Origin of the sequence: Williamsia phyllosphaerae (assembly GCF_014635305.1) — a bacterium.
GTDB lineage: Bacteria > Actinomycetota > Actinomycetes > Mycobacteriales > Mycobacteriaceae > Williamsia_A > Williamsia_A phyllosphaerae.
This window is the reverse complement of record NZ_BMCS01000001.1, coordinates 1,942,205-1,967,771: the sequence shown is the minus strand read 5'-3', so window position 1 is coordinate 1,967,771 and position 25,567 is coordinate 1,942,205. Positions and strand designations below refer to the sequence as shown.

The following is a 25,567-nucleotide window of genomic DNA, read 5'->3' as shown; positions in this document are numbered from 1 at the left end:
CGCTTCTTTCCTTCTCCGCAGCGGTTGCGGATTGGTGGTGTGCGGACCGAAGCCGGTCCTCCCACGCTGTCGAATTCGTCCCCGGCAGACGCCGGTGGCGAGAGGTTCCTAGGTGACCGTGATGCCCATCGACCGAGCGGTGCCCGCGATGATCTTCGCGGCCTGCTCGACGTCGTTGGCGTTGAGGTCTTCCTGCTTGGTCTTGGCGATCTCGCGGACCTGGTCCATCGTGACCTTGCCGACCTTCTTGACGTGCGGCTCTCCCGAGCCCTTCTGCAGTCCGGCCGCCTTCAGCAGCAGCTTGGCCGCCGGAGGGGTCTTCAGCTTGAAGTCGAACGAGCGGTCTTCGTAGACCGAGATCTCGACCGGGATGACCGTGCCACGCTGCGACTCGGTCGCGGCGTTGTAGGCCTTGCAGAACTCCATGATGTTCACGCCGTGCTGACCGAGCGCCGGACCCACGGGCGGGGCGGGGTTGGCCGCACCGGCCTGGATCTGGAGCTTGATGATCCCGGCGAGCTTCTTCTTCTTGGGGGGCATCTCTCTTTAACCTTTGTGTTGTCTATGTGTGTGCCGGGCTCGCGAACCGATCGCACCGGTTCGACTCGCCTGGCGTATCGCGCCCGCTGGAGACGCGAAGTCTGTTGTTAGATCTTTTCCACCTGGGCGAAGCCGAGCTCGACCGGGGTCTCGCGACCGAAGATCGAGACGAGCACCTTCACCTTGCGCTGCTCGGCGTTGACCTCGGAGATCGACGCGGGCAGCGTCGCGAACGGGCCGTCCATGACGGTGACCGATTCGCCGACCTGGAAGTCGACCTCGATGGTCGGCGACGCCGCCGCACCGATGCCGCCCTCGGATCCACCCGAGGACTTGCCCGCGGCCGGCTTCTTCGCCTCGACGCGGGGCAGCAGGAACTGCAGGACTTCCTTCATCGACAACGGCGACGGCTTCGAGGTCATTCCGACGAAGCCGGTGACACCCGGGGTGTTGCGCACGGCGCCCCACGAGTCGTCGTTGAGCTCCATGCGCACCAGGATGTAGCCGGGCAGCACCTTGCGCTGCACCTTCTTCGGCTGGCCGTTCTTGATCTCGGTGACCTCTTCGGTCGGCACTTCCACCTGGAAGATGAAATCGCCGACGTCGAGGTTCTGCACGCGGGTCTCGAGGTTGGCCTTCACCTTGTTCTCGTACCCGGCGTAGGAGTGGATGACGTACCAGTCACCGGGAGCGCGACGGAGTTGCTTCTTGAGCTCCTCGACCGGGTCGACCTCTTCTTCCTCGGCTGCGGGCGCCTCGGCGTCGGGGGCCGGGGCAACGACATCGTCGGAAGCGTCGATGGAACCCGCGACCGCCTCGGTCAGTTCCTCGGTGGCGGCCACGTCGACCGGTGCGTCCAGTACGTCGGTGCCGTTCTCGATGGCGTCGATGTCGGCTTCCTGGATGCTCTCGGTGTCATGCTCGGGGGTGCTCACTGCAGCCCACGCTCCCTTTCAATACGGTCGTGCTCGCACCCGGCGCGGTGCGCGGGTGAGTGTGTGGTCGTCCGGCTCAGCCGAACAACCAGAGGACGGCTTTCGCGAAGCCCAGGTCGATGCCCGAGATGAACGCCGTCATGACGATCACGAAGATCAGCACGATGATCGTGTAGCGGACCATCTCCGACCGGCTCGGCCAGATGACCTTCTTGAGCTCGCCGACGACCTGCTTCAGGAAGATCCACAACCGGATGAACGGGTTGCGGCTCTGATCCGTCGCGGTCGACGAGCGCGATGAACGCTCCTTGAGTGCGACGCTCGAGGCGGTCTCCGCCTCGCTGTCCGGCGCGGTGGACCGCTTGCCACGGGGAGTCGACGAGCGCTTGCCCGTCGGCCGGGCCGTGGTCTCGTCGGTGAGGACGTCGGCGGCGTCTGTGACGCCATCGGTGGTTTCGGCCTCGGGGGTTCCCTTGGCGCGTGCAGCTCTGTCGCGCTTGCTCACCACTTCATCCTCTCGTCGCACATCTTTGGGCAGGGGCGACAGGACTTGAACCTGCAACCTGCGGTTTTGGAGACCGCTGCTCTGCCAGTTGAGCTACGCCCCTTTGGATCGGCTCACACCGATCCTCCTGGACACGACCACGTCGTGGAACCATCGTCCCACGGCTCTCGGCCGGTCCATCTGCTGTTACCCACATCAGCACTACACAAAACCAACGCGCCGCCCTGAAGGGCAGCGCGCAGCGTGAGTAACCTCAGACGCTTCAGTGTACGACACCCGTGTGCGCGAACTCCAATTTGCCCACGTCGGGGGCCTCGAGACGGGCCGGTCCGATGCCGGCCGAGCGGGATCGTCTCAGTTGAACTGGACGCTGGCGACGGCTCGACCGAAGATCTTCTTGCCGTTGGACTTGGCGGTCAGCGCGATCTGTCCGCGCCGGGTCTCCGGGTCCAGCGACTTGACCTTGGCGGTCAGGTCCATCTCTCCGTACCCGTCACGCGGGACGTACACCGGCGCGGTGAAGCGCACGTTGTACTCGTAGACCGCACCCGGGTCGCCGACGAAGTCGGTGACGTAGCCGGCGCTGATGCCCATGGTCTGCATCCCGTGGGCGACGACGGTGTCGAGACCCACGATGTCGGCGATCTCGTCGCTGAAGTGGATCGGGTTGGGGTCGCCGGCCACACCGGCGTAGTTGATGAGATTGCCGCGGGTCAGCTTCACCGTGCGGGGCTCGAGTTCCTGGCCCACGGTGAGGGTGTCGAAGTCGATGGCGCCGTAGGGCTTGGGGTCGGCCGCCGGATCGGGCTCGGTGAAGAAACCGCTGTGATCGGGGATCGTCTGACCGTTGTCGTACGTCGCGCCCTCGACCAACATCGTGTGGGCGACGGTCTGCATGAACGACGGCGCCGGTGACTCGCCCGCGCGGGCGACCAGCGTCGTCCAGGTGGTCATCACGGGGACGTCGTGCTGGTTGTGGATCTGGTTCTTGGTCACGAGCACGTCCGCGCCACCCATCTGGCGGTACGAGTCGAGCGAGACGACGCAGATGAGCCGGTCACCGACCTCGACGGGCTTGTGGAACACCAGACGCTGGTCGGTCTGCAGCATCTTCCACAGATCCCAGCCCTCCACCATCTCCTCGAAGAGACGGCGCTGGGCGATCATCCCGGGGATGGCGACGAACGACAGCGGTGCGATCAGACCCCTGTGTCCGTTCGCGGTCGCCGCGGCCTCGTTCCAGTGGACAGGGTTGCCGTCCTGGACGGCGCGGGCGTACTCGCGGACCTTCTCGCGACCGACCTCGTAGTAGTCCTCGACCGTGTAGTGAAAACCGACCTGCGCGGTGGTCCGCTCGGCGATCTCCTCCGGGGAGAGGCTGGTCTGGTTGGCCATGATCGCCAGGCGCTCTTCGACGGACGGGATCGAGGATTCACTCACGTTGGTCACAAAACCTGACCCTTCGGTGGTCGTCGGTGGGCGGCCGGGTCATCACGGGCGACATCCGCGGACGGGCTGTCGGGCCGGAGCACTCGACCGTCTTGACCAGGCTCGACGCGATCGATATCGAACCGTCGCAAGACTGGGAGATCGTTGTGTTGCTCGCGAGACGCTACCAGTCGTGGCGTGGTCACCCCAGACGCCACGACGCCCCGGCGATGTCTCATCGTCGGGGCGAGATGGTCAGCGTGACTCTTTGTGGCTCTGGTGCTTGCCGCAGTTCGAGCAGAACTTCTTGATCTCGAGGCGATCGGGATCGTTGCGGCGGTTCTTCTTGGTGATGTAGTTGCGGTGTTTGCAAACCTCGCAGGCCAAGGTGATCTTGGGCCGCACGTCTGTTGAGGAGGCCACGGGGCTGCCTTTCGGTGGGTCGATCTCGGGTACTGCACACGCGCCGGTGCGCGGAGGTCACCGCGCGTCGTCGCCGTGTGCAGCGTTGTCTCGCTGTAGCGATGGCCGGACTCGAACCGGCGACCTAACGATTATGAGTCGTTCGCTCTAACCAACTGAGCTACACCGCCATGGCCGCCCAGGCCGGCGACGGTCTGGGAGTCCAGCGAGCCCCCTAACGGAATCGAACCGTTGACCTTTTCCTTACCATGGAAACGCTCTACCGACTGAGCTAAGGGGGCGGGACCCAGGGCATCTTGCGACGCCCCGAGAGCCTTAACGAGGTTACACAGCCGCCCGCGCAGTCGCCAAATCGCTGGGATCCGGCGCCGTCGAGACGATGCTCACCTCTGTATTCAGGCAGCTCACAAGGGATTCGAAGGTGAATTCGAGGATCCCAGGTGAGGTGGTGGCACGTGTAGGATTCGAACCTACGTAGCTTGCGCGACGGATTTACAGTCCGCTCCCATTGGCCGCTCGGGCAACGTGCCGCGCTGCGTTCTCCGCCGTGAAACACCGCGGAGGCAACGCCGAGAAGACTACAACGCGGTGCCCCCAGTTGCGAAAACCGCATGTCGTGGCGCCCGCGCCGACGGGCGTTCGCATCGTTGGTGGCCGTTCGCATCGCCGACGCACGGTGCGAACGGCACTCGCTGTTGCGAACCAATCAATTCCGCGCCCGCTCGATCGCTCGGCGTATCCGTTCGATGACCACGTCCGGCCGGTGGAGCAGTTCCTGCCAGGTCCATCGGACGACAACGTAGCCCAAGTCCTGGAGTTCCTGCGCCCGAAACTTCTCCTCGTCGAGAACCTCGCGGAGGCTCTTGTCGGAGTACTGACCGAAGTACTTACCCATGCCGTCGCACTCCCCCACCACGCCGAACTCCTCCCAGAAGAAGTCCACACGGGCGATGAGGCGGCCGCTGTCGTCGAAGATCTCGCGTTGTAGGTCCGGTGTCGGCAGTGACGACCCGACGATCGCCAGACGGCTGATGGATTCCAACGGGCTCTCTGCACGACCGTCGACACCCGCGATCAGTCTGCGCGCTCGCGCACAACCGTCGACCGCGCCCATACCGCTCAGCACGCTTCGCAGATCCTCGACATCACAGAGTTTCCGGTGCAGAGCGGCGTCGGCCGTGACGGTCGCGGTACGGACGGACTCCGAGCGCGCGAGGTCGACAACGGTTCGGGCGACCGATGTCGACCTCACTCCACGGACCACGATCACGTCCTCCTCGGCGATGTTCCGGTGCACCACCGTCACAGCGGTCGTCCTCGACCCGGAGCCCGTCCCACCCGGCCTAACGAGATGGACGCGCGACAGCGCAGCACCTCCCACCGGCAGGTCGAGGTTGACCGCCGCGCTGACCCGCGCCAGCGCGTCGTGTCCGCCGCGATCCGCGATCACCGCCCGTGCCAGCGCCAGGTGCTGGTTCTCCGGGAAGACCCCCATCTCCCCGGCAGGCAGGTAGTAGCCCGGGGCGAGCGACACCAGTTCCCGCGACCGGATCGCCCCCTCGATCGCGGTGCGCGTCATCCCGGCCTCGACGAGGCGTCGTCGTGTCGTCGCCGTCACGGGTGCGGGGAGCGTCATCGGTCCACCATGGCGTCGAGACGGATGCGCTCAGCTGCAGCATTCGGGCTTCGGGACCGGTTGTCCCCAGCTGGCCTCGTATCCCCAGCCCTCCGCATTCGCATCGCTGCGGGTCGTTCGCACCCTGCATGCGCGGCGCGAATGACCCTCGACGGTGCGAACGCCACCGCCGTGAACCCACGTCGCTACCCTGAGCGCATGGCAGATTCATCATTCGACGTGGTCAGCAAGATCGATCGACAAGAGGTCGACAACGCTCTGAACCAGGCCGCGAAGGAACTCTCGCAGCGCTACGACTTCCGGGGCACCAACACCAAGATCGACTGGTCCGGCGACGAGACCATCGTGATCACCTCCGACACCGAGGAACGGACCGAGGCGGCTCTCGAGGTGTTCAAGGAGAAGCTCATCCGTCGCGACATCTCGCTCAAGGCGTTCGACGCCGGCGAGCCCGCGTCATCGGGCAAGGGCTACCGCCTGTCCGGGACGCTGGTCCAGGGCATCGACTCGGAGAAGGCCAAGAAGATCACCAAGGCCATCCGCGACGAGGGCCCCAAGGGCGTCAAGGCGCTCATCCAGGGTGACGAACTGCGGGTGTCGAGCAAGAAGCGCGACGACCTCCAGGAGATCATCGCGCTCCTCAAGGGCAAGGACTTCGAGATCGCCCTGCAGTTCGTGAACTACCGGTAGCGACTCAGCGGGGTCCGCGCGCCATCGCCTCGAGGCGGGCGATGCGGTCCTCCATCGGCGGATGCGTGGCGAACATCCGGCCGATGCGCTCGCCGCCGCGGAACGGGTTCGCGATCATCAGGTGCGACTGCGCGGCCAGATCGGTCTGCGGGGGCAGCGGCTTGGCCTCGACCCCGCCGGAGATCTTGCGCAGCGCGGACGCCAGCGCCAAGGGGTCACCGGTCAGCTCCGCACCCGATGCGTCGGCCTGGTACTCCCGCGACCGCGACACCGCAAGCTTGACGACGGTTGCCGCGATCGGCCCGAGCAGCGAGATCAGGATCAGCGCAAAGGGATTGGCGCCACCGGAACGGTTGCCACCGAACATCCCGGCGAACATCGCGAAGTTCGCGAGGCCGGTGACCACCGCCGCCATCGCACCGGCGATCGAGGAGATCAGGATGTCGCGGTTGTAGACGTGGCTCAGCTCGTGGCCGAGCACCGCGCGCAGCTCGCGCTCGTCGAGGATCTGCAGGATGCCCTGCGTGCAGCACACCGCCGCATTCTTCGGATTGCGGCCGGTGGCAAAGGCATTGGGCGCCTCGGTGGGGCTGATGTACAGCGCGGGCATGGGCTGGCGGGCGTTGGTCGCGAGCTCGCGGACGATGCGGTAGATCATCGGCGCCTGCACCTCGGTGACCGGCTGCGCGTGCATCGCCTTGAGTGCCATCTTCGCGCTGTTGAAGTACACGTATGCGTTCATGCCGACCGCGAAGACCACCGCGACGAGCAGGATCGCAGGGCTGCGGAAGGCGGCACCGATGCCGACGATGATCGCCGACATGAAGCCGAGCAGCAGTACGGTCTTCAGTCCATTCGCGTGGCCGTGCATGCGGTCGCTCTCCTCGGTGCTCGATGACAACGGAGATCTCCGTGTCTCCGCCCTCCCAACGAGCGACCGGGCGGCAAAGTTTCCTCCCGCCCATGGACGAGCGTGCTCAGCCGATCCGCTCGACGGTGTAACTCACCAGCGACGTCAGCGCCTTCTTGGCCTCGTTGTCGGGCAGTTGCGCGAGCTCGGAGTAGGCCCGCTCGGCGTAACCGGCCAGCGTCTCGCGGGCGCGCACCATCCCGGCCGACGCATTGAGCAGGCCGAGTGCCTCGGCGACCTCGGCATCGTCGGTGAGCGGCAGACGCTCGCCGGAGGCCGACAGCAGCAGCTCGCGCAGGCGATCGGCGTCGGGGCCCTGTTCGGTGAGCGCGTAGAGGACCGGCAGCGTGTGCACACCCTCGCGTAGGTCGGTGCCCGGGTTCTTGCCCGAGTCGCCGGGCTGGGAGCTGATGTCGATGATGTCGTCGGACACCTGGAAGGCGGTACCGATGGCGTCGCCGAGACGGGAGAGCCGTTCGATGTCGTCGTCGGTCGCGCCCGAGGTCATGCCGCCGAAACGGCCGGCCGCGGCGATCAGGGACGCCGTCTTCTCCCAGACCACGCGCAGGTAGTGGTCCACCGGGTCGGTGCCCGACGGGTTGCCGATGGTCTCGCGCATCTGCCCGGTGACCAGCTCGGCGAACGTGTCGGCGATGATCAGCACCGATTCGGGACCCAGGGTCGAGACCAGCCGTGAGGCGCGGGCGAAGAGGAAGTCGCCGGCCAGGATGGCGACGCTGTTGCTCCACCGTGCGTTGGCGCTGACCGCACCGCGGCGCAGCTCTGCCTCGTCCATGACGTCGTCGTGGTAAAGCGTGGCGAGGTGGATCAGCTCGACGACGGTCGACGCGGTGATGACCTCGGAGGCGTGCGGGTTCGGGCCGAACTGCGACGAGAGCAGGGCGAACACCGGCCGGAAACGCTTGCCGCCCGCCTTCGCGAGATGGGTGGCCGCCTCGGTGAGGAAGTCCTCACCCGACGACAGCTCGGCGAGCAGTAGCTCCTCGACCTTGGCCAGCGACTCACCGATGCCGGACGAGAACTCGTCCGAGCCCATGTCGATGCCCATGAACGTGGTCTTCACGGTTTCCAACCACTCCATCTACTCGCTGCCGTCGCGTCCGCGGCGGCAACTCTCATTCGGATCACGCATCGGGGCCGGAGGCCCCACTACGACCGAGCGTAATCGTTGCCCTCGGTGTTCGGCGATAATGGTCCTGTGACCTCCGACCGTTCTGTCCCCACCCACGCCGATGTGCTCGTCGTGGGCGCGGGTCCGGGCGGATCGGCCGCGGCCGCACACGCGGCGTCGGCTGGCCGCGAGGTGGTCCTGCTCGACGACGCGGTGTTCCCCCGCGACAAGACCTGCGGCGACGGTCTCACGCCGCGTGCGGTGGCCGAGATGGACCACCTCGGGCTGGGCGAGTTCCTCTCGACGCGTCCCCGGATCGTCGGGTTGTCCATGCGCGGATGGGGAGCTTCCCAGGAGATCCGTTGGCCCTCAGGCCGATTCCCGGAGTACGGCAGCGCGGTGGCACGCACCGAACTCGATGACCGCATCCGGCACGTCGCACTCGATCGCGGTGCCGCGATGGTTCAGGGCACCAAGGCGGTCGGTGTCGAGATGCGCGATGGCGCTGTGCATTCCGTGGTCGTCGAGGGTGCGCAGGGCCGTTCCGAGATCCGTGTGCGCCAACTGATCATCGCCGACGGGGTGCGTTCCCCCCTGGGGCGCGAACTGGGTCGGGAGTGGCACCGCGACACCGCCTACGGTGTGGCCGCCCGCGCGTATGCGACATCGGCTCGCGCCGACGCCACCTGGATGGGCTCAGACCTCGAACTGCGCGACGGCGCAGGCGAATTGCTTCCCGGATACGGCTGGGTGTTCCCGCTCGGCGCGCAGAGCGGCCTGGTCAACATCGGCGTGGGCGCGCTGGCCACCGGCAAGCGGCCGGCCCACATGGCTCTGCGCCCGATCGTCGATCACTACAACAGTTCTCAACGTGAGCGGTGGCAGATCACCGGCGGTCCGATGCGGGTCGCCTCGGCGCTGCTGCCCATGGGTGGCGCGGTCTCCGGGGTCGCCGGGCGCAACTGGATGCTCATCGGCGATGCCGCCGCGTGCGTGAACCCACTCAACGGCGAGGGCATCGACTACGCCCTGGAGACCGGGCGGATGGCCGTCGAACGGCTCGATGAGACCGATCACACGTCGGCGTGGCCTGCCGTTCTCACCGAGCACTACGGGACGGCGTTCTCCGCGGCCCGTCGACTGGCCGGGGTGCTGACGTTCCCGCAGGCGGTTCCGGTGCTCGGTCGCCCCGGGATCCGATCGGCAGCGTTGATGTCGATGGTCGTGCGGGTGATGGGCAACCTGATCACCCCGGAGGACGGCGATCTGCTCGCGCGCGCGTGGCGGGTGGCCGGATCGGCGTCGGTCCGTCTGGACCACCGCCCGCCATTCGTCTGACCGCAGGCGTCAGTTGGGCACGTAGACCCGTCAGTTGGGCACGTAGACCCACCGATTGGGCACCTGCTCGACAGGTGAGAACCCCGATGCCCACTCAGTGGGCTTATCTGCCCAACTGGCGGACTTTGTTGCCCAACTGGCGGGGGCTACTTGGTGGCGTAGTGCAGCGCGGCGATACCGCCGGTGAGGTTGCGCCAGCGGACGTTGCCGAATCCTGCGGCGGCGATGCGCTCGGCGAGACCGGCCTGATCGGGCCAGGCCCGGATCGACTCGGCGAGATAGACGTACGCCTCGGGGTTGCTGGCCACGCGTGTGGCCACCGGCGGCAGCGCCTTCATCAGGTACTCCATGTAGAGCGTGCGGAACGGTCCGAACACCGGTGTCGAGAACTCGCAGATGACCAGTCGGCCATGCGGTTTGAGTACCCGCTGCAGTTCGGCGAGTGCGGTGTCGACGTTCGCGACGTTGCGCAGACCGAAGGAGATGGTCGCGGCGTCGAAGCTCTCGTCGGCGAAGGGCAGCGTCAACGCGTCGGCGGCGACCTTCGGCACCGGCCGCCGGTGTCCGGCCTTGAGCATCCCCAACGAGAAGTCGGCGGCGATGCAGTGCGCACCCGACTGCGCGAGTTCCTCGGTCGAGACCGCGGTCCCGGCGGCCAGATCGAGCACCACGTCGTCCGGTCCGAGCGCCAACGCGCGTCGAGTGGCCTTCCGCCAACCGCGATCCTGACCGAACGAGAGCACCGTGTTGGTGATGTCGTAGCGACGCGCGACGCCGTCGAACATGGCGGCGACGTCGGCCGGCTTCTTGTCCAGGCCGGCGCGGCCCACTGAGGTCGAGGTCATGGGCTCAACGGTACGTGCCCGGGGGTGGATGGAGTACGAGAGTCCCGCCACACGCGGGCCGTCCGATATCAGGCCGTGCGACGGTGGACCGAGAGGCTGCCCGCTCGTCCGAGGACCGCATCGTAATGGCCGAGCAACTGGTCGCAGATGACCGGCCAGGTGCGTCCCTGCACCCCGCGCCAGCCCGCCACACCGAACTCGGTGCCGACATTCGAGTCGAGCAGGGTGTCGACCGCGCCGGGCAGCCGCCGGGAGAAGGTCGGCACATCGAGCAGGTAACCGGTCCGCAGGTTCGAGATCAGGTCCTTCGGGCCGCCGGCGTCGGGTCCGATCACCGGGACGCCGCTGGCCTGGGCCTCCTGGACGGCCTGGCAGAAGGTCTCGTGCTCGCCGGGGTGCACGAAGACGTCCATGCTCGCGTAGGCGCGTGCGAGTTCGACGCCGCCGAGCTCTCCGGTGAACACCGCGTCGGGCATCAGCTTCTCGAGCCGGGCGCGCTCGGGGCCACCGCCGACGATCACCAGCTGACGATCACCGCGTCCCGACAGCACCGCGAGGCGCTCGACGTGCTTCTCCGGGGCCAGCCGTCCGACGAAACCGACGATCGGTGCGCCGGACGGACTCCACTGCGCGCGCAGCGCGTCGTCTCGGCGTTGCGGGTTGAACCGCTCGATGTCGACGCCTCGGCCCCATCGGAAGACCCGCGGGATCCCGTGGTCCTGCAGCGCTTTCACCGACACCGACGACGGGGCCAGGGTGCGGTCGCACGCGGTGTGCAGTCGACGGGTCCACGACCACGCGGCCCGCGCACCCATGCCGATCCCGTAGCTCTCGGCGAAACCGGCCACGTCGGTCTGGAACACCGCGACGGTCGGCAGGTCGAGTCGACGGGCAGCATGCGCACCCGCTGCGCCCATCACGAACGGTGACGCGAGATGGACTACGTCGGGCGCGAATTCCGCCATCCCGCGGTACAGCGACGGATTCGGTACGCCGACCGGGAGCGACGAGATCTTGGGCACCATCATCGACGGCACCAGATGTACCGGCACGCCGTTGACCTCCCGCGGCGCGGGCTCCGCGCCCTTCGGGGTGTCGGGGGCGAACACCATCGCATCGTGACCGCGGCGCTCGAGATGATCGAGTACACGCAGCACCGAGTTCACGACGCCGTTCATGTTCGGCAGGAAACTCTCCGCAACTATTGCCACTCGCACGAGGGTCAGTGTGGCCAGCTCATCTGTCCCGCAACGTTCGTCGACGTGACGTCGGCCGAAATGGGAGGTGAACTCCTCTGCGTGTGCGCGTTCCTCAGGCCGGAGCGGTGGCGTCCGAGGTCGCCGCGGGGGTGTCGGTGGGGTCGACCCGGCGACGGCGTGAGACCTCCGCCAGCAGCACCATCACCGCGATCACGAACAGCCAGGTGTACCCGGCGATGGAGACGGCCGGGATGATCGACAGGCTCGCGTCGCGACCCGCGACCCGGACGAGATCAGGGTTGGAACTGTCGTACTCGACGCTGATGCGTTGTCCGACAGCCAGTTCGGTGGGATAGAAGATGCCCAGACGTGGACTGCGGACCTGGCCGTCGGGGGTGTAGAACCGCACCGTCGACTTGGTCGAGCCCGCCGTCACCACGTCGGCGGTGGCCGTCGCCAGGTTGTCCTCGATGGACGCGTCGTCGCGATAACACCCGGCCACCATCACGGCCATCATGATCGTCACGATCCCGGCGACGATCAGCAGGCCGATCTGCGTGCGTCGGAGATGGGTCGGGGACATGGGTCAGAGACTACTGACCAACGGAGGGTCGCCGAGTGAGGATCGAGCGCAGCGAGGCCCGGAGCGAGAGCGGGCCCTCCGTCATGAGCTGAGCCCGGCGGAGATGGCGGCGTGCAGGTCGCGGAGGCGATCGCGGTCGGTGGGCACCTCGATCACCTGCAGACCGCTCGACTCCTCGGCGAGCGCGGCGGGCAGCCCGGCGAGGTCGACGCGACGGTGGGTGACGCCGAATCCGGCGCAGAGCGCGCCGAGGTCGGTGCGATGCGGTGTGCCGAAGACGCGCTCGAAAGCGTTGTCGTACTCGACGCCGGAGAAGCGGCGCTGCCCCTGTTCGAGCAGGCCGAAGATTCCGCCGCCGTCGTCGTTGGCCACGACGATCGTCAGGTTGCGCGGCCGCGGCTCGGCAGGACCGATCAGCAGACCGGAGGCGTCGTGGACGAACGTCAGGTCGCCCATGAACGCCACCGTGCGCACGTCATCGGCCGTCAGCGCGGCACCGATGGCCGTCGACACCGTCCCGTCGATGCCGGCCACCCCGCGGTTGGACAGGACACGCACCTCCGGCGACACCCGCCCGGCCAGCGCGACGTCGCGGATGGGGTTGGACGCCCCGACGACCAACTGCTCGCCGGGGCGCAGGGCCGCACTGACCACCCGGGCGACGTGCAGCCCGGTCACCGTCCCGGGTCGGTCCAGTTCGGCGTCGACGGATCCGACCGCGCGCTGCTGCACGTCGGCGCAGGCCTTGAGCCACTCCTCCGAGCAGCGGCCGCTGACCTCGGCGCGGGTGCCGGTGGCCAGGACGTTGCCGGAGACGTCGGGCCAGCGCGGGCCGGTGGTCAGGGCGTAGACACGGACGCCACGATCGGCCAGCAGGTTGGAGACCTGTCGGTGCAGCGTCGGCCGACCGCAGATGATGGCCTGCGTGGGCTTGAGCAAACCGAGCGCCAGGGGATGCAGTGGATTCGCCGGCGCCGGTGCGGTGGGTTCGGCGACGGTCGGGATCTGGGCCAGTTCCGCCCGCACGCCGGCGCCGTGTCCGGAGACGACCACGGTGTCCTCGGTGAGGTCGATCTCGATCGGCACGTCGAGGCGTCCGACCTCGGCCGTGGTCCACGGTCGCCCGCCGTCGCGTCCGACGAACTCGCCGAGGCCGTCGTGCGGGCCGACGCCCTCCTCGGGCACGAGGGGTTCGCGCAGCGGGATGTCGAACTGGACCGGGCCCGCGTTGCCGGTGCGCGCGCCGCGGGCGGCGGCGAGGACGCGACCGACTCCGGAACGCCACTGACTGTTGGTGTCGAGGTCCTGCTCGGCGAGGCCGAGGCTGATGGCCGCGCGGACCTGGGTGCCGAAGATGCCGAACTGTTCGATGGTCTGGTTCGCACCGGAGCCCAGGAGCTCGTACGGGCGGTTGGCGCTGACGACCACCAGCGGGACGCGGGCGTAGTTGGCCTCGTAGACCGCAGGGCTCATGTTGGCCACCGCGGTGCCGCTGGTCATGACGATCGGGACGGGCTGCCGTGAGGCCATGGCCAGGCCGAGAGCCAGGTATCCGGCGGTCCGCTCGTCGATGCGCACGTGCAGACGCAGTAGGCCCGCGGTGTCGGCGGCGTGCAGGGCGAAGGCCAGCGGCGCGTTGCGCGACCCGGGACACAGCACGGCCTCACGCACCCCGCCGCGGATCATCTCGTCGACGATGACGCGGGCCTGGACGGTGGACGGGTTCATCAGACCAGGTTAATCCCGAAAACAGATGCCCAACCGCGACGTCCGCCACACCGCTCAGGCGCCGGCGCCGCCGTCGACAGGCAGGATCGCGCCGGTGACCATCGAGGCACGGTCGCTGAGCAACCACGCGGCAGCCTCGGCGACCTCGCGGGGCGAGGCCATCCGGCCCATCGGGGACGCCGCGATCGTCGCGTCGATCACGCCCGGTGACCGCGCGTCCCAGTCGAGCATCATCTCGGTGGTGGTGCCGCCGGGGGTGATGGCGTTGACACGGATGCCTTCCGGGGCCCAACTGACCGCCGCCGATTCGGTGATGCTGTTCAGCGCACGCTTCATGGCGCCGTAGGCGGGGAGCATGGGGTTGGCGCGGCGACTGCCGACACTCGAGGTGTTCACGATCGCCCCACCACCGCTGGTGCGCATCACGGCGACCTCGGCGGTCATCGCGATCCAGTGCGCCCGGAAGTTCACAGCGAACTGATCGTCGATGTCGACGTCTGAGGTGGTGTCGAGCGGACCTGGTTGCTGCACGATGCCGCCGTTGTTGAACGCGCCGTCGAGCCGGCCGTGCAGGTCGGCGACACGTCCGACTGCGCTGCGGATACTCGCGGCATCGGCCAGGTCGACGGTGACGGCGTCGGCGACACCACCGGCGGCCCTGATCTCGGTGACGATGCGATCGAGTGCGTCGGTGCTGCGGGCCGCGAGGACGACCGACGCCCCTTCCGCCGAGAAGAGATGGGCCGCGGCGGCACCGATGCCGCGGCTCGCGCCGGTGATGAAGATGACCTTGCCTGCCAGTAGTCCGATGGGTGCGCTGTCGTGTGAGTTCGTCATGACACCAGCCTGGGAGGCCGACCCGATCGTATTCAGGCACAGTCGGTACTACCCTGCGCCGTCGCGCGGCGCGCACACTCGAGACATGGACAAGCAGGAGTTGGGCGCCTTCCTCCGAAGCCGACGTGAGCGCCTCCGGCCCGAGGACGTGGGGCTGCAGGCGGGAGCTCGGCGACGTACGCCGGGTCTCCGACGCGAGGAGGTCGCCGTGCTCGCGCACATCTCCACCGAGTACTACGTGCGGCTCGAACAGGGCCGGGCCCCACGCCCGTCCGCGGACGTGCTCGCCGGGATCGCCGGCGCGCTCCGGCTCACCGGTCCCGAGTCCGACCATCTTCATCTCCTCGCCGGCACCGCCCCGAACCGAACGGGTCTGCACTCTCGGCAGGTCCGACCGAGCATCGCCGAACTGCTGCATCGCATCCCGACGACCGCCGGGTTCGTGATGTCCGCCGCATTCGACGTACTCGCCTGGAACGATCTCGCCGCAGCGCTGATGGAGGACTTCAGCGCGCGCAGCCCGGACGATCGGAACCTGGCCCGAAAGGCCTTCCTGCCGAGAGCGACCGACGGCGAGACGCTGTACGGCATCTCCGACGCCGCCGAATTCCGGCAGAGCGTGGTGATGGAACTGCGCACCGCATCGGTTCGCTACCCCGATGATCCCTCGATCCGGGCGCTCGTCGTCGAACTACGGAGCGGCAGCGGTGAATTCGCGCGTCTCTGGGAGCACAACGACGTGCAGCCGCCATCAATGCTGACCAAGACCTTCCATCACCCCGTCGTCGGCGAGCTCACCCTCGACTGCGATGTCCTCCACCTCGCCGACCGTGACCAGCACCTGGTGCTCTACACCGCGCCGGTCGGATCTGCTGCTGCTGCAAACCTCGCATTCCTGGGAGCGCTCGGCGCTGACGGGATCGCGGCTCGCTGAGCTCAGGCGCATCGAGTTCGACGTGCCCAACTGGTGGGTTTACGTGCCCAACTGGTGGGTTTACGTGCCCAACTGGCGGGCTTACGTGCCCAACTGGCGGGGCTATCCTCGCGACGATTCGGGGTCGGGCTTGCTGTCACCGGCGGTCATCTCGTCGGCCCAGGCTCCGTGTTCGGTCTGGGCCCACCACTCCGGCACCGACCCGGTGCGCATCCCGCGCCGCGCCTCGGGGTCGCCCATGGCCATCGCGATGTGCCCGAGCACCAGGATCCCGACCCCGAGTGCGAACCAGTCATGGGCGAACGTCGCGCCGGACCGGTACGACAGGCCCACCAGGCTCGGGAAGTACATCAGCACCCCGGTCCCGAACAACACGACGATGGATCCGGCCTGCAGCGCGCCGTTGAGTTTCTGCCCGGCGTTGAACTTGCCGACGGGGATGGTTCCGTCGCGACGCGTCTTGGTGCGCAACCACTTCCAGTCCGTCGGCAGGAAGCGGTTGAGCCGACGGAGGTCGTCGCGGTAGCCCGGCGACGCCAACCCGAGGATGAGCGGGACCGGCAGCGCGAAGCCGGCGTAGACGTGCACGATCTCGATGAGGTGGCGGTTTCCGACGAGGATCGCCAGCGAGGAGACGTAGAGGAACAACGCGGTGACGATACAGACGATCATCAGAACCGTCACCGACCAGTGCACCGCGCGGGCCGTCCGGCCGAAGCGCGGGAGGTCACTCGTCGATGGTGCCGTCGAGCTCATACCCGCGCCTCTCCCAGTAACCGGGGATCTCCTCGGTCGTCAGCTCGATCCCGGACAGCCACTTGGTGCTCTTGTACCCGTACTGCCCACCCACGTACATGCGCACCGGCCCACCGTGGTCGTGGGTCACCGGGGCGTCGAGCATCCGTAGCGCGACAAGACAGTCGGCACGACGAGCCTTGTCCAGCGGAAGGCTTTCGGTGTACGTGCCGTCGAACGATCGGAACCGGACCGCGGTGGCGCCGGAGCGTGGGGCGGCGCGATCGATGAGGGTCGACAACCGCACGCCGGTCCACGGGACATCGGGGACCCGCCAGCCGGTCACGCAGTGGAATGTCTCGGTGAGGTTCGTCTGGGGCATCCGCTGCAGATCGGTCAGCGAGTACGTCGCGGGTGTCGCCACCTCGCCGCCGACGGTCAGGCTGTAGTCGGAGGCGTCGCGCCTGTCCACCGACCCGACCACCGAATAGAACCGGAAGGTGTCGCCGAGCGGGAGGAGCGCGACGAGTCCGGTCGGGTCGTTGGCCATCACCGGCGCAAGCCAGCGCGACAGGGCGTTCTGGGCCTCGGATCCCGCCACGACACCGACGGCGCCGAGCCCGACGAGACCGAGGAAGATGCGGCGTCCCACCGGTTTTCCGTGCGACGGGCCTGCGCTCAGGTTCTCGGGTGAGCCGGGCATGGGGCTAGCGGAGACGGCCGCGCGCGCCGAAGACGATCATCACGACACCGACGATCACCACGACCGGACCGGCGATCGACCAGAAGACCGTGTTGCTCATCGCGCTGCCTTCCAGGACGCCGATTCCCTGGAGAAAGAAGACGAACCCGAAGAGGGCGATGATGATCCCCGCGACCAGGTAGACCGGCTTGCGCATGAGTGCTCCTCGCGAGGTGTGCGACGCGACCGCGTCGTTCACGATCCTACGCGCGGCATCAGTTGTCCCACGCGATCGGCGGCGAGCCGCTCGAGGATCGGTGCGCACAGCATGACCAGCCCGCGCTCGGTCTCGTCGAGGTTGTCCGCCATGGCCTGCGCCAGCCACTCGTCGCGTTTCGCCCGGTCGTCGAGGAGCAGTTCCCGGCCAGCCTCGGTGAGTTCGACGAGTTGGCGGCGACGGTCGTCCGGATCGGTGCGTCGCACGATGAACGCGGCGTCGTCGAGCTTGTTCATGCTGACGGTCAACGACTGCACCCGGACGTGCATGCGGGCGGCGAGGTCGGCCACGGTGGTGGTCCCGGACCGGTCGAGGTAACCCAGCACCGTGACCTGCGTGAGCGTCAGGCCGTGGTCGCCGCGGTGGAGGCGAGCGGCGCGCGCCACCGACATGATCGCCTCGCGCAACCGGGTCGCCTCGTCGGTATCGATCGCCGTCATACCAAGACGATAACGCAGACATCGCCGATTCTGTCCGGGTGATCCCGGTTCGCGTCGGCTTAATACCAAGAGTAAGCTTGGTAAAATGCTGATGCGATGGTCGGGACTGGTCCTACTCACCGCCCTCGCGTCGGTCGGTCTCGAGTTGTTGTCGGTCCCGTCGGCGGCCCTGTTCGCCGGACTCGTGATCGCAGCCGCCCTGGCGCTGGCCGGCCTCGCCCCCCGATCACGGGGCGCCGAGCCCCCGATGCCCCGACCGTTCGGCCTCGCCGCGCAGGGTGTCCTCGGCGTCTACATCGGCACGATGGTCTCCCCCGACGTCCTCACGGGTCTCGGCTCCGCGTGGATTCCGGTCGTGGTGGTCGCGGTGGGAACCCTGGCGTTGTCGGTGGTCGGTGGCGCGCTGCTCGGATTGCATCGCAAGGTAGACCCGCTGACCGGATCGCTGGCCCTGGTCGCGGGCGGCGCCTCGGGACTGGTCGCCCTCACCCGCGAACTCGGTGGCGACGAGCGCATGGTCGCGGTCATCCAGTACGTCCGCGTAGGGCTGGTGACGGTCACCATGCCGATCGTCGCGACGGTCGTGTTCGGCGCCCACACCGGTTCCGGATCGGGATCCGGCGGCGGCATCACCGAGTCGGTCCTGGGCACCGACGGCCTCGGCCCGCAGATGTGGGGCCTGCTGCTCATGGCGGTGTGCATGGGCGTCGGCATCACCCTCGGACGCCTCGTCCGACTTCCCGCCGCCGGCCTGCTCGGCCCGCTGGTGTTGACGGTCGTCGCAGAGTTGACCGGCATCGCCGGGTCGGCCGCGGTACCCCTGGTCCTGGTGACGCTCGGTTACGCGATCATCGGCTGGCAGGCCGGACTCGGGTTCACCATGGACAGCCTCCGCGCCATCGGCCGCGTCCTGCCGTATGCGGTGGGGCTGATCATCGCGATCGGCGTCGGCAGCGCGGGTCTCGGCGTCCTGCTCAGCCTGTGGACCGGCGAATCCATGTTCGACTCCTACCTCGCGACCACCCCCGGCGGTATCTACGCGGTTCTTGCGGCCGCGGCCGCAGCCGGATCGAACATCACCTTCGTGGTCGCCGCACAGATCGTCCGGGTCCTGTTGATGCTGTTCATCGCGCCCGCTGCGGCACGGCTCTACCAGCGCTTCCGCAACCGAAATGTCGTCGACGAACCCGAGATGGCCGACTCGACGACGTGACCGACCGGCGGGGCGCGGAGGCTAGGGTCGGGAGATGACTGATTCCAGCCGCGAGTTCGACGTCGTCGTCTTCGGAGCCACCGGCTTCGTGGGCATCCTGACCGCGAAGTACCTGGCCGAGCACGCACCTGCCGGGACGCGCGTGGCTCTCGCCGGGCGCACCCAGGCCAAACTCGAGAAGACCCGCGCCTCGTTGCCCGCCGCCGCGAAGGACTGGCCGCTGATCGTCGCCGACGCCGACTCCCCCGCGTCGCTCGACGCGATGGCCGCACGTACCCGCGTCGTCTGCACCACCGTCGGCCCGTACCTCAAGTACGGCGAGTCCGTGCTGGCCGCGACCGTGAACGCCGGGTCCGACTACGTCGACCTGACCGGCGAGGTCCCGTTCGTCCGGCTGTCGATCGACAAGTTCGGCGAGCAGGCCGCGTCCAACGGCGCCCGCATCGTCCACTCGTGCGGCTTCGACTCCGTCCCGTCCGACATCGGCGTCTACCTGCTCTACCGGGCGGTCAGCGAGGCCGACGCGGGCGAACTCACCGACACCACGCTCGTGGTCTCGTCGTTCAAGGGCGGCTTCTCCGGCGGCACGATCGACTCCATGCGGGTCATCGCTCACGAGGCCAAGGATCCCGCCATCCGTCGCACCCTGCTCGACAAGCACGCGCTGTCGACCGGTCCCGGCGAACACCGCACGAAGCGACCGTCCGAGCGCAGCGACACCCTGATCGTCAACGCCAAGACCGTCGATCCGTCACTGTCGGGCACTCTGGCGCCGTTCGTGATGGCGTCGCACAACACCCGCATCGTCCGCCGCACCAACGCGCTCCTCGACAACGCCTACGGCGACAAGTTCCGCTACGCCGAGGCGATGTCGGTGGGCAGCATCCCCGGGGTCTCGACGGCCGTCGCCGGTCTCGTCGCAGGCGGCATGGGCGCGTTCCTCGGCGCGATGGCCTTCACCCCCACCCGCAAGCTGCTCGACCGAGTCCTGCCCAAGGCGGGCGACGGTCCGAGCGAGAAGGCCCGCGAGGCGGGGCATTTCACCTGCGACGTGTACACGACCACCACCACCGGCAAGCGTTTCCGTTCGCGTGTGCGCGCCAGCGGCGACCCCGGCTACAAGGCGACCGCGGTCATGCTCGGCGAGAGCGCTCTCGCGCTGGCCCTCGACCGCGACCGCCTGCCCGACCGCTCGGGTGTGCTCACCCCGGCCGCCGCGATGGGCGACGTCCTCGTCGACCGTCTCCGTGACGCGGGCATGACGTTGACCGCCGAGCAGACCAGCTGACCCGGCGAGTTCTCAGTAGGCGCCGGAGCGACCGACCACCGCGCGGAACGTGCGCCACAGGATCATGGCATCGGACATGATCGACCAGTTCTCGACGTAGGTCAGGTCGAGACGCACGGACTCGTCCCACGACAGATCCGAGCGTCCGGAGATCTGCCAGAGTCCGGTCATGCCCGGACGGACCAGCATGCGGCGGACGACAGGGCCGTCGTAGCGTTCGACCTCACTCGCCAACGGCGGCCGCGGGCCGACCATGCTCATCGTCCCGTCCAGGACGTTGAACAGCTGCGGCAGTTCGTCGAGACTGTAGCGCCGGATGAATTTCCCGACGCGGGTCACGCGCGGGTCCTCGCGGATCTTGAACAGCGCGCCCGCACCCTCGTTCAGCGCGGTCAGCGACGTCTTCAAGTTCTCCGCGTCGACGACCATCGACCGGAACTTCCACATCTGGAAGGGCGTGTTGTTGATGCCGATCCGCTCGGCGCGGTAGAAGATCGGGCCCCGCGAGTCGAGCTTGATCGCGATCGCGCACGCCACCAACACCGGCAGTCCGGTGAGCAGGAGCAGTGTCGCCCCGACACGGTCGAGGGTGGCCTTGAAGATGCGGTTGGCGCCGTCGTAGCTCGGCTTGTCGACGTGCAGCAACGGCAGCCCCGCCACCGGTCGCACGCGCATCCGCGGACCGGCCACGTCGACGACACCGGGCGCGACAACCATGTCGACGTCCATGCCCTCCATGTCCCAGGAGAGCTCACGCATCGCGGAATGACCCAGGGCCTCCGCCGAGGTCACCGCCACGGTGGTCGCACCCGAGATCGACACCGCCTCGCGGGCGTCGGCGAACTCGCCGACGATCGGGACCGCCCGCCCGTTGACGGCCACCGGTCCGACGATGCCCGCCTGCTCCGGCGGCACGCACAGACCGATGACGTCGTAACCGAGCTCGGGGTTGCGGTCGAGGTGCTCGATCAGCGGCTGGGCGGAGGCCAGTCCCCCGATGACGATCACCCGGTGGAGGTCGAGGCGTCGGCCGCGCCGGCGGGTCAGGCGTGCACGCCACAGCCAATGCGACGCGAGCAGACCGATGGTCCCCGCGGGTAGGGCGATGGCGAGGAACGACCGCGCCATCTCGAGCTTGAACAGCAGGTCGACGATCGCGATCGTGCCGAAGACCCCGAAGCTCGCACTCACGATCCGGCTGTACTCGGTGGGTCCCGCGGCGACGATCCGACGATCCACACACTGTCGGATGCGCAGCGCCGACAACCACGCCACCGCGACCACCAGCGAGACCAGACCGGCCGGCGCGTGGTCGCGACCGACGGGTTCGCCGAACGACTGCGGACCGAACCGCAGCATCTGAGCGGCGAACACGACGACGATCACCACGGCGGTGTCGGTCCAGAGCACCGATCGGACGTATGTGTCGAGCCAAGACTCCGACCGCTCGTGGGCGGCGATCCGCGATGCGACACGCGTCCTCGGGCGGACCGGGGAGCGGACAGTGGCAACTCGGATGCGCGTCAACTCACTTCCTCCGTCATGCCCCCGTCGAGAACGAGGATATTCCGAATCGCGGACTGAATATCGCGCAAAGTAAATAATCCATGACCATCGGCGCCATCTCGGTGCCGCTTCTGTGGCATGCCCCAAACAGGAGTGAAAGCCGGGACGCATGTGATGCACGACATGCACCGGGCTGCGCACGGCTTTTGCTGGCTAGTCTCGGGCCATGATCCGAGCCGTCCGGAGAGTCGCCCTCTCCGGGATCGCACTCGTCGTGCTCATCACCCTCATCGGCCTCCCGGTCTACGTCTTCCCGGTGGTCGCCGACTCACCGCGCCCGGTCGACGTGATCATGGTCCTCGGCGGACGCCAGGACGGACGCGAGGACTACGCGATCTCGCTGGCCGAGAAGGGGCTGGCGCCGGTGGTGCTCGTGTCCGACCCGTACGACCAGACCGATCCCTACATGCAGGCGATCTGCGACCGCCCGCATGCGGTGAAGGTGCTCTGCTTCGACCCGGATCCGCGCACGACGAGGGGCGAAGCCCGCTTCCTCCGCGATCAGGCCGCGCAGAACCACTGGAACTCGGCGATGGTCATCACCTTCACACCACACCTGGCGCGGGCCGACTACATCGTGAGTCGTTGTTTCACCGGCGATCTGGTGATGGCGGAGTACAGGAGCCATCTGGACGTGCCGTACTGGGCGTACATGTACGCCTATCAGACCGCAGGGTTCGTCCGGGCGGTCGCGCAGAGCGGTTGTTGACCCGAGCTCAGGGTTGACCGGGGTTGAGAGCGATGAACAGACCGTCGGCCTCGGCGCAGAGACGGTCGCCGTCGGTCATCCTCGCCGCGACGAAGATCTTGCGGCCCTCGAGGCGCACGATCGACGTCGACACCGTCAGTTCAGTGTTCAGCGGCGTGATCGAGCGGTAGTTGACGGTCAGGTATGCGGTGCGGGTGACCTTGCCGGTGGCGAGCGCCGACGTCATGCCGAGCAGGTCGTCGAAGGCGGTGCAGATGTACCCGCCGTGCGCCGCGTTGTTGCCGCCCAGGTGGAATCGGGTGAACGTGACGCGTGCCCGGACGCCGTCGTCGCCGGCCTTGTCGACGAGGTAGGGCGGCAGCGTGATGTTGCCGCGCGCGGGCAGATCGATCCGCGTGCCCGAGGGCGACTCCCACTCGTTGATCTCGACCGCGGCGAGCTTGGCGTTGACCACGGTGAGTTCGTCGATCAGCTCGTCGACGAGTTCCTCCGACGGGAACGCCGCGCGGGCGCGGTCCATGAACTCGCGAACCTTCTCGATGAACTCGCCGTAGCGGGGCCCGCCGCGGTCGACGCTGATCATCATGTCGGTGCGGAAACCGCCCTCATGTGCGTCCCCGGTTCGCTCCCCCGGGACGGGAGCGGATTCGGACGTGCCGTCGATCGTCATCGGATCAGGTTATCGACCCAGGTGAGCGGGCTGCGCAGCGGTTGCCACTAGCCTGCTACCCATGAGTGACGACGCCGCGAATCCGTTCACCGCCGAGCACTGGACGGTGGTGGACGGCTTCGAATCCCTGACCGACCTGACCTATCACCGTCACAGTGGGGCCGGACGCGAAAACGGCATCGTCCGAATTGCTTTCGACCGTCCCGAGGTGCGAAACGCGTTTCGCCCGCACACCGTCGACGAGCTGTACCGGGCCCTCGACCACGCCCGCCGTTCGCCCGACGTGGGAACCATCCTGCTCACCGGCAACGGGCCCAGCGAGAAGGACGGCGGCTGGGCCTTCTGCAGCGGCGGCGATCAGCGCATCCGTGGCCGGTCTGGCTACCAGTACGCGGGCGGCGACACCGCCGACACGGTCGATTCCGCACGGGTGCAGGCCGAGGGCGGCCGCCTGCACATCCTCGAGGTGCAGCGCCTGATCCGCACCATGCCCAAGGTCGTCATCGCCGTGGTCAACGGGTGGGCGGCCGGCGGCGGACACTCGCTGCACGTCGTCTGCGACCTCACCATCGCCTCACGCCAGCACGCGCGATTCAAGCAGACCGACGCCGACGTGGGCTCGTTCGACGCCGGATACGGCAGCGCCTACCTGGCCAAGCAGGTCGGCCAGAAGTTCGCGCGCGAGATCTTCTTCCTCGGCCGGGCGTACGACGCCGAGGCCATGGCTCGGATGGGCGCGGTCAACGAGGTCGCCGACCATGCCGACCTCGAGGACACCGCCATCGACTGGGCCCGCGCGATCAACGGCAAGTCGCCGACGGCGCAACGGATGTTGAAGTTCGCGTTCAACCTCACCGATGACGGCCTGATGGGCCAGCAGGTGTTCGCCGGGGAGGCGACCCGACTCGCGTACATGACCGATGAGGCCGTCGAGGGACGCGACGCATTTCTGGAGAAGCGCGATCCCCGATGGGACGACTTTCCCTACTACTACTGAGCGGCGACACCCAACAGTCGATTTCTTGCCGGCGCAGGTGTGACACCCCGGTCATTTATTTAGTGATCAGAACATCATTTACAACAGTTCTGTGTTCGGGGCCGATTTCGAAGAAATTCGTCAACGGAGTTTCCGAACTCAACCGCCAAATTCTCGATTTTCAATAGAATCCCTTCAACGAGTCGTGACTCTTCGGATTCAGTGGTCGGGCTGAATCGGGGGGGCTGGTCTCGTCGCATCACCAACCAGGCTCGCTTCGGGACGCGACCCAACGCTCTACAAGGGTTGACACATGAGAAGTGCACTGTTCGCCGACCGCCCCATCGATCGACATTCCACGGTCTACGTAGCCGGCCACCGGGGCCTTGTCGGGTCCGCGATCTGGCGTCGACTGCGCGGCGAGGGTTTCACCGATCTCGTCGGTCGCAGCCATGACGAACTCGACCTCAAAGACCGTTCGGCGGTCTTCGAGTTCTTCCGCTCCGAGCGACCCGACGTGGTGGTCCTGGCCGCGGCCAAGGTCGGCGGGATCATGGCCAACAACACCTATCCGGTGGACTTCATCAGCGACAACCTCCAAGTCCAGGTCAACGTCCTCGACGCCGCACTGGAGTACGGGGTCGAGCGACTGCTCTTCCTCGGTTCGACGTGTATCTACCCCAAACTCGCCGAGCAACCCATTCGCGAGGACGCCCTTCTCACCGGCTTGCTCGAGCCGACCAACGATGCCTATGCGATCGCGAAGATCGCAGGGATCCTGCAGGTCCAGGCCGTTCGGCGGCAGTACGGAAGGCCGTGGATCTCGGCCATGCCGACCAATCTCTACGGTCCCGAGGACAACTTCTCCCCGATGACCTCACACGTACTGCCCGCACTCATCCGCCGGTACGAAGAGGCCCGCCTCACCGACAGCCCGACCGTGGTGAACTGGGGGTCCGGCACGCCCATGCGTGAGTTCCTCCACGTCGACGACATGGCGGCAGCCTGCCTGCACCTGCTCGACACCTACGACGGACCGCAACAGGTGAACGTGGGCACGGGCAAGGACCAGTCCATCAAGGAGATCGCCTGCCTCGTGGCCGAGGCGGTCGGCTTTCACGGCGCCACCGAATGGGACACCAGCAAGCCCGACGGCACCCCGCGAAAGCTGATCGACGTCAGCACCCTGATCGGTAGCGGATGGGAACCCCAGATCGGGCTCCGCGAGGGGCTGGAGTCCACGGTTGCCTGGTTCCGCGAGAACGTCACCGCCCTCCGCACCTGACCCGCGACGACAAGGATGACGCTCTGAACGACCACGTCAGCACCAGGTTTCGTCTGGCCGACT

27 protein-coding genes and 4 tRNA genes are annotated in these 25,567 nt (G+C 67.6%); 8 read left to right on the top strand and 23 right to left on the bottom strand.

Features of this window, described 5'->3' with window-relative positions; genetic code table 11:
• Positions 1–108: 108 nt before the first annotated feature.
• The 10 genes from rplK to IEV93_RS09345 all read right to left on the bottom strand — a co-directional run bounded on the left by rplK (position 109) and on the right by IEV93_RS09345 (position 5,467).
• Positions 109–540 (bottom strand): 50S ribosomal protein L11, encoded by a 432-nt coding sequence (gene rplK, locus IEV93_RS09390; RefSeq protein WP_188489041.1) that lies wholly within the window; start codon positions 538–540, stop codon positions 109–111.
• A gap of 107 nt (positions 541–647) precedes the next feature.
• Positions 648–1,475 (bottom strand): transcription termination/antitermination protein NusG, encoded by an 828-nt coding sequence (gene nusG, locus IEV93_RS09385; RefSeq protein ID WP_188489039.1) that lies wholly within the window; start codon positions 1,473–1,475, stop codon positions 648–650.
• A gap of 76 nt (positions 1,476–1,551) precedes the next feature.
• Positions 1,552–1,980 (bottom strand): preprotein translocase subunit SecE, encoded by a 429-nt coding sequence (gene secE, locus IEV93_RS09380; protein WP_188489037.1) that lies wholly within the window; start codon positions 1,978–1,980, stop codon positions 1,552–1,554.
• 30 nt (positions 1,981–2,010) lie between these two features.
• Positions 2,011–2,083 (bottom strand) — tRNA-Trp (locus tag IEV93_RS09375).
• A 251-nt stretch (positions 2,084–2,334) separates the two neighbouring features.
• Positions 2,335–3,420 (bottom strand): fused (3R)-hydroxyacyl-ACP dehydratase subunits HadA/HadB, encoded by a 1,086-nt coding sequence (locus tag IEV93_RS09370; protein WP_188489035.1) that lies wholly within the window; start codon positions 3,418–3,420, stop codon positions 2,335–2,337.
• Between the two features lie 243 nt (positions 3,421–3,663).
• Positions 3,664–3,831: a 50S ribosomal protein L33 gene (rpmG, locus tag IEV93_RS09365; protein ID WP_188489033.1), complete on the bottom strand. Its 168-nt coding sequence runs from the start codon at positions 3,829–3,831 to the stop codon at positions 3,664–3,666.
• A 96-nt stretch (positions 3,832–3,927) separates the two neighbouring features.
• Positions 3,928–4,001, bottom strand: a tRNA-Met gene (locus tag IEV93_RS09360).
• 38 nt (positions 4,002–4,039) lie between these two features.
• Positions 4,040–4,112, bottom strand: a tRNA-Thr gene (locus IEV93_RS09355).
• Between the two features lie 165 nt (positions 4,113–4,277).
• Positions 4,278–4,361: transfer RNA gene (locus IEV93_RS09350), tRNA-Tyr, on the bottom strand.
• Between the two features lie 176 nt (positions 4,362–4,537).
• Positions 4,538–5,467, bottom strand: coding sequence for a PDDEXK family nuclease (locus IEV93_RS09345; protein WP_188489031.1), 930 nt, complete (start codon positions 5,465–5,467; stop codon positions 4,538–4,540).
• A 198-nt stretch (positions 5,468–5,665) separates the two neighbouring features.
• On the opposite strand from IEV93_RS09345, the gene IEV93_RS09340 reads away from it, so the two are divergent.
• A complete protein-coding gene (locus IEV93_RS09340; protein WP_188489029.1) occupies positions 5,666–6,157 on the top strand; it encodes a YajQ family cyclic di-GMP-binding protein in 492 nt (163 codons plus the stop codon).
• Between the two features lie 4 nt (positions 6,158–6,161).
• On the opposite strand, the gene htpX is transcribed toward IEV93_RS09340, so the two are convergent.
• Together htpX and IEV93_RS09330 are read right to left on the bottom strand one after the other, a co-directional pair.
• A complete protein-coding gene (gene htpX / locus IEV93_RS09335) occupies positions 6,162–7,028 on the bottom strand; it encodes a zinc metalloprotease HtpX (protein ID WP_188490482.1) in 867 nt (288 codons plus the stop codon).
• A 106-nt stretch (positions 7,029–7,134) separates the two neighbouring features.
• Entirely contained in the window at positions 7,135–8,151 is a 1,017-nt protein-coding gene (locus IEV93_RS09330) for a polyprenyl synthetase family protein (RefSeq protein ID WP_308690983.1), read from the bottom strand.
• 135 nt (positions 8,152–8,286) lie between these two features.
• Here IEV93_RS09330 and IEV93_RS09325 point away from each other — a divergent pair, with 135 nt between their 5' ends.
• A complete protein-coding gene (locus tag IEV93_RS09325; RefSeq protein WP_188489025.1) occupies positions 8,287–9,537 on the top strand; it encodes a geranylgeranyl reductase family protein in 1,251 nt (416 codons plus the stop codon).
• Positions 9,538–9,683: 146 nt separating this feature from the next.
• Here the strand turns inward: IEV93_RS09325 and IEV93_RS09320 are convergent, their stop codons facing one another.
• The 5 genes from IEV93_RS09320 to IEV93_RS09300 all read right to left on the bottom strand — a co-directional run bounded on the left by IEV93_RS09320 (position 9,684) and on the right by IEV93_RS09300 (position 14,729).
• Positions 9,684–10,382: a demethylmenaquinone methyltransferase gene (locus IEV93_RS09320; RefSeq protein WP_188489023.1), complete on the bottom strand. Its 699-nt coding sequence runs from the start codon at positions 10,380–10,382 to the stop codon at positions 9,684–9,686.
• 68 nt (positions 10,383–10,450) lie between these two features.
• Complete coding sequence (locus IEV93_RS09315; protein WP_188489021.1) at positions 10,451–11,599, bottom strand: glycosyltransferase family 4 protein; 1,149 nt, start codon at positions 11,597–11,599, stop codon at positions 10,451–10,453.
• 94 nt (positions 11,600–11,693) lie between these two features.
• On the bottom strand, positions 11,694–12,164 hold the full coding sequence (locus IEV93_RS09310; RefSeq protein WP_188489019.1) for a DUF3592 domain-containing protein: 471 nt from the start codon (positions 12,162–12,164) through the stop codon (positions 11,694–11,696).
• A gap of 81 nt (positions 12,165–12,245) precedes the next feature.
• Positions 12,246–13,892, bottom strand: coding sequence for a 2-succinyl-5-enolpyruvyl-6-hydroxy-3-cyclohexene-1-carboxylic-acid synthase (menD, locus tag IEV93_RS09305; RefSeq protein ID WP_188489017.1), 1,647 nt, complete (start codon positions 13,890–13,892; stop codon positions 12,246–12,248).
• Positions 13,893–13,946: 54 nt separating this feature from the next.
• Positions 13,947–14,729, bottom strand: a complete 783-nt coding sequence (locus IEV93_RS09300; RefSeq protein WP_188489015.1) for an SDR family NAD(P)-dependent oxidoreductase — start codon at positions 14,727–14,729, stop codon at positions 13,947–13,949.
• Positions 14,730–14,814: 85 nt separating this feature from the next.
• Between IEV93_RS09300 and IEV93_RS09295 the strand changes: the two genes are divergently transcribed.
• Positions 14,815–15,663 carry a helix-turn-helix transcriptional regulator gene (locus tag IEV93_RS09295; protein ID WP_188489013.1) on the top strand — a complete coding sequence of 283 codons (849 nt, stop codon included), beginning with the start codon at positions 14,815–14,817 and terminating at the stop codon, positions 15,661–15,663.
• Positions 15,664–15,765: 102 nt separating this feature from the next.
• Here the strand turns inward: IEV93_RS09295 and IEV93_RS09290 are convergent, their stop codons facing one another.
• The 4 genes from IEV93_RS09290 to IEV93_RS09275 are packed head-to-tail and all read right to left on the bottom strand — an operon-like array spanning position 15,766 to position 17,797.
• Positions 15,766–16,419, bottom strand: a complete 654-nt coding sequence (locus IEV93_RS09290; protein WP_188489011.1) for a cytochrome b/b6 domain-containing protein — start codon at positions 16,417–16,419, stop codon at positions 15,766–15,768.
• Entirely contained in the window at positions 16,391–17,101 is a 711-nt protein-coding gene (locus IEV93_RS09285) for a molybdopterin-dependent oxidoreductase (RefSeq protein ID WP_188489008.1), read from the bottom strand. Before IEV93_RS09285 ends, IEV93_RS09290 begins: the two co-directional genes overlap by 29 nt.
• Before the next feature lie 4 nt (positions 17,102–17,105).
• Positions 17,106–17,297 (bottom strand): hypothetical protein, encoded by a 192-nt coding sequence (locus tag IEV93_RS09280; protein ID WP_188489006.1) that lies wholly within the window; start codon positions 17,295–17,297, stop codon positions 17,106–17,108.
• Positions 17,298–17,335: 38 nt separating this feature from the next.
• The gene (locus IEV93_RS09275; RefSeq protein ID WP_188489004.1) at positions 17,336–17,797 is read right to left on the bottom strand and encodes a MarR family winged helix-turn-helix transcriptional regulator; all 462 of its coding nucleotides are present in this window, start codon (positions 17,795–17,797) and stop codon (positions 17,336–17,338) included.
• 88 nt (positions 17,798–17,885) lie between these two features.
• On the opposite strand from IEV93_RS09275, the gene IEV93_RS09270 reads away from it, so the two are divergent.
• Positions 17,886–19,010, top strand: a complete 1,125-nt coding sequence (locus tag IEV93_RS09270) for an AbrB family transcriptional regulator (protein WP_188490481.1) — start codon at positions 17,886–17,888, stop codon at positions 19,008–19,010.
• 34 nt (positions 19,011–19,044) lie between these two features.
• Positions 19,045–20,298 (top strand): saccharopine dehydrogenase family protein, encoded by a 1,254-nt coding sequence (locus tag IEV93_RS09265; protein WP_188489002.1) that lies wholly within the window; start codon positions 19,045–19,047, stop codon positions 20,296–20,298.
• Between the two features lie 12 nt (positions 20,299–20,310).
• On the opposite strand, the gene IEV93_RS09260 is transcribed toward IEV93_RS09265, so the two are convergent.
• Complete coding sequence (locus IEV93_RS09260; RefSeq protein WP_308690980.1) at positions 20,311–21,708, bottom strand: sugar transferase; 1,398 nt, start codon at positions 21,706–21,708, stop codon at positions 20,311–20,313.
• A 322-nt stretch (positions 21,709–22,030) separates the two neighbouring features.
• Between IEV93_RS09260 and IEV93_RS09255 the strand changes: the two genes are divergently transcribed.
• Complete coding sequence (locus tag IEV93_RS09255; RefSeq protein ID WP_188488998.1) at positions 22,031–22,573, top strand: YdcF family protein; 543 nt, start codon at positions 22,031–22,033, stop codon at positions 22,571–22,573.
• A gap of 7 nt (positions 22,574–22,580) precedes the next feature.
• Here the strand turns inward: IEV93_RS09255 and IEV93_RS09250 are convergent, their stop codons facing one another.
• Positions 22,581–23,243, bottom strand: a complete 663-nt coding sequence (locus IEV93_RS09250; protein ID WP_188488996.1) for a PaaI family thioesterase — start codon at positions 23,241–23,243, stop codon at positions 22,581–22,583.
• A 61-nt stretch (positions 23,244–23,304) separates the two neighbouring features.
• Between IEV93_RS09250 and IEV93_RS09245 the strand changes: the two genes are divergently transcribed.
• Together IEV93_RS09245 and IEV93_RS09240 are read left to right on the top strand one after the other, a co-directional pair.
• Entirely contained in the window at positions 23,305–24,240 is a 936-nt protein-coding gene (locus IEV93_RS09245) for a 1,4-dihydroxy-2-naphthoyl-CoA synthase (RefSeq protein ID WP_188488994.1), read from the top strand.
• A 292-nt stretch (positions 24,241–24,532) separates the two neighbouring features.
• Positions 24,533–25,504: a GDP-L-fucose synthase family protein gene (locus IEV93_RS09240; protein WP_188488992.1), complete on the top strand. Its 972-nt coding sequence runs from the start codon at positions 24,533–24,535 to the stop codon at positions 25,502–25,504.
• Positions 25,505–25,567: the final 63 nt, after the last annotated feature.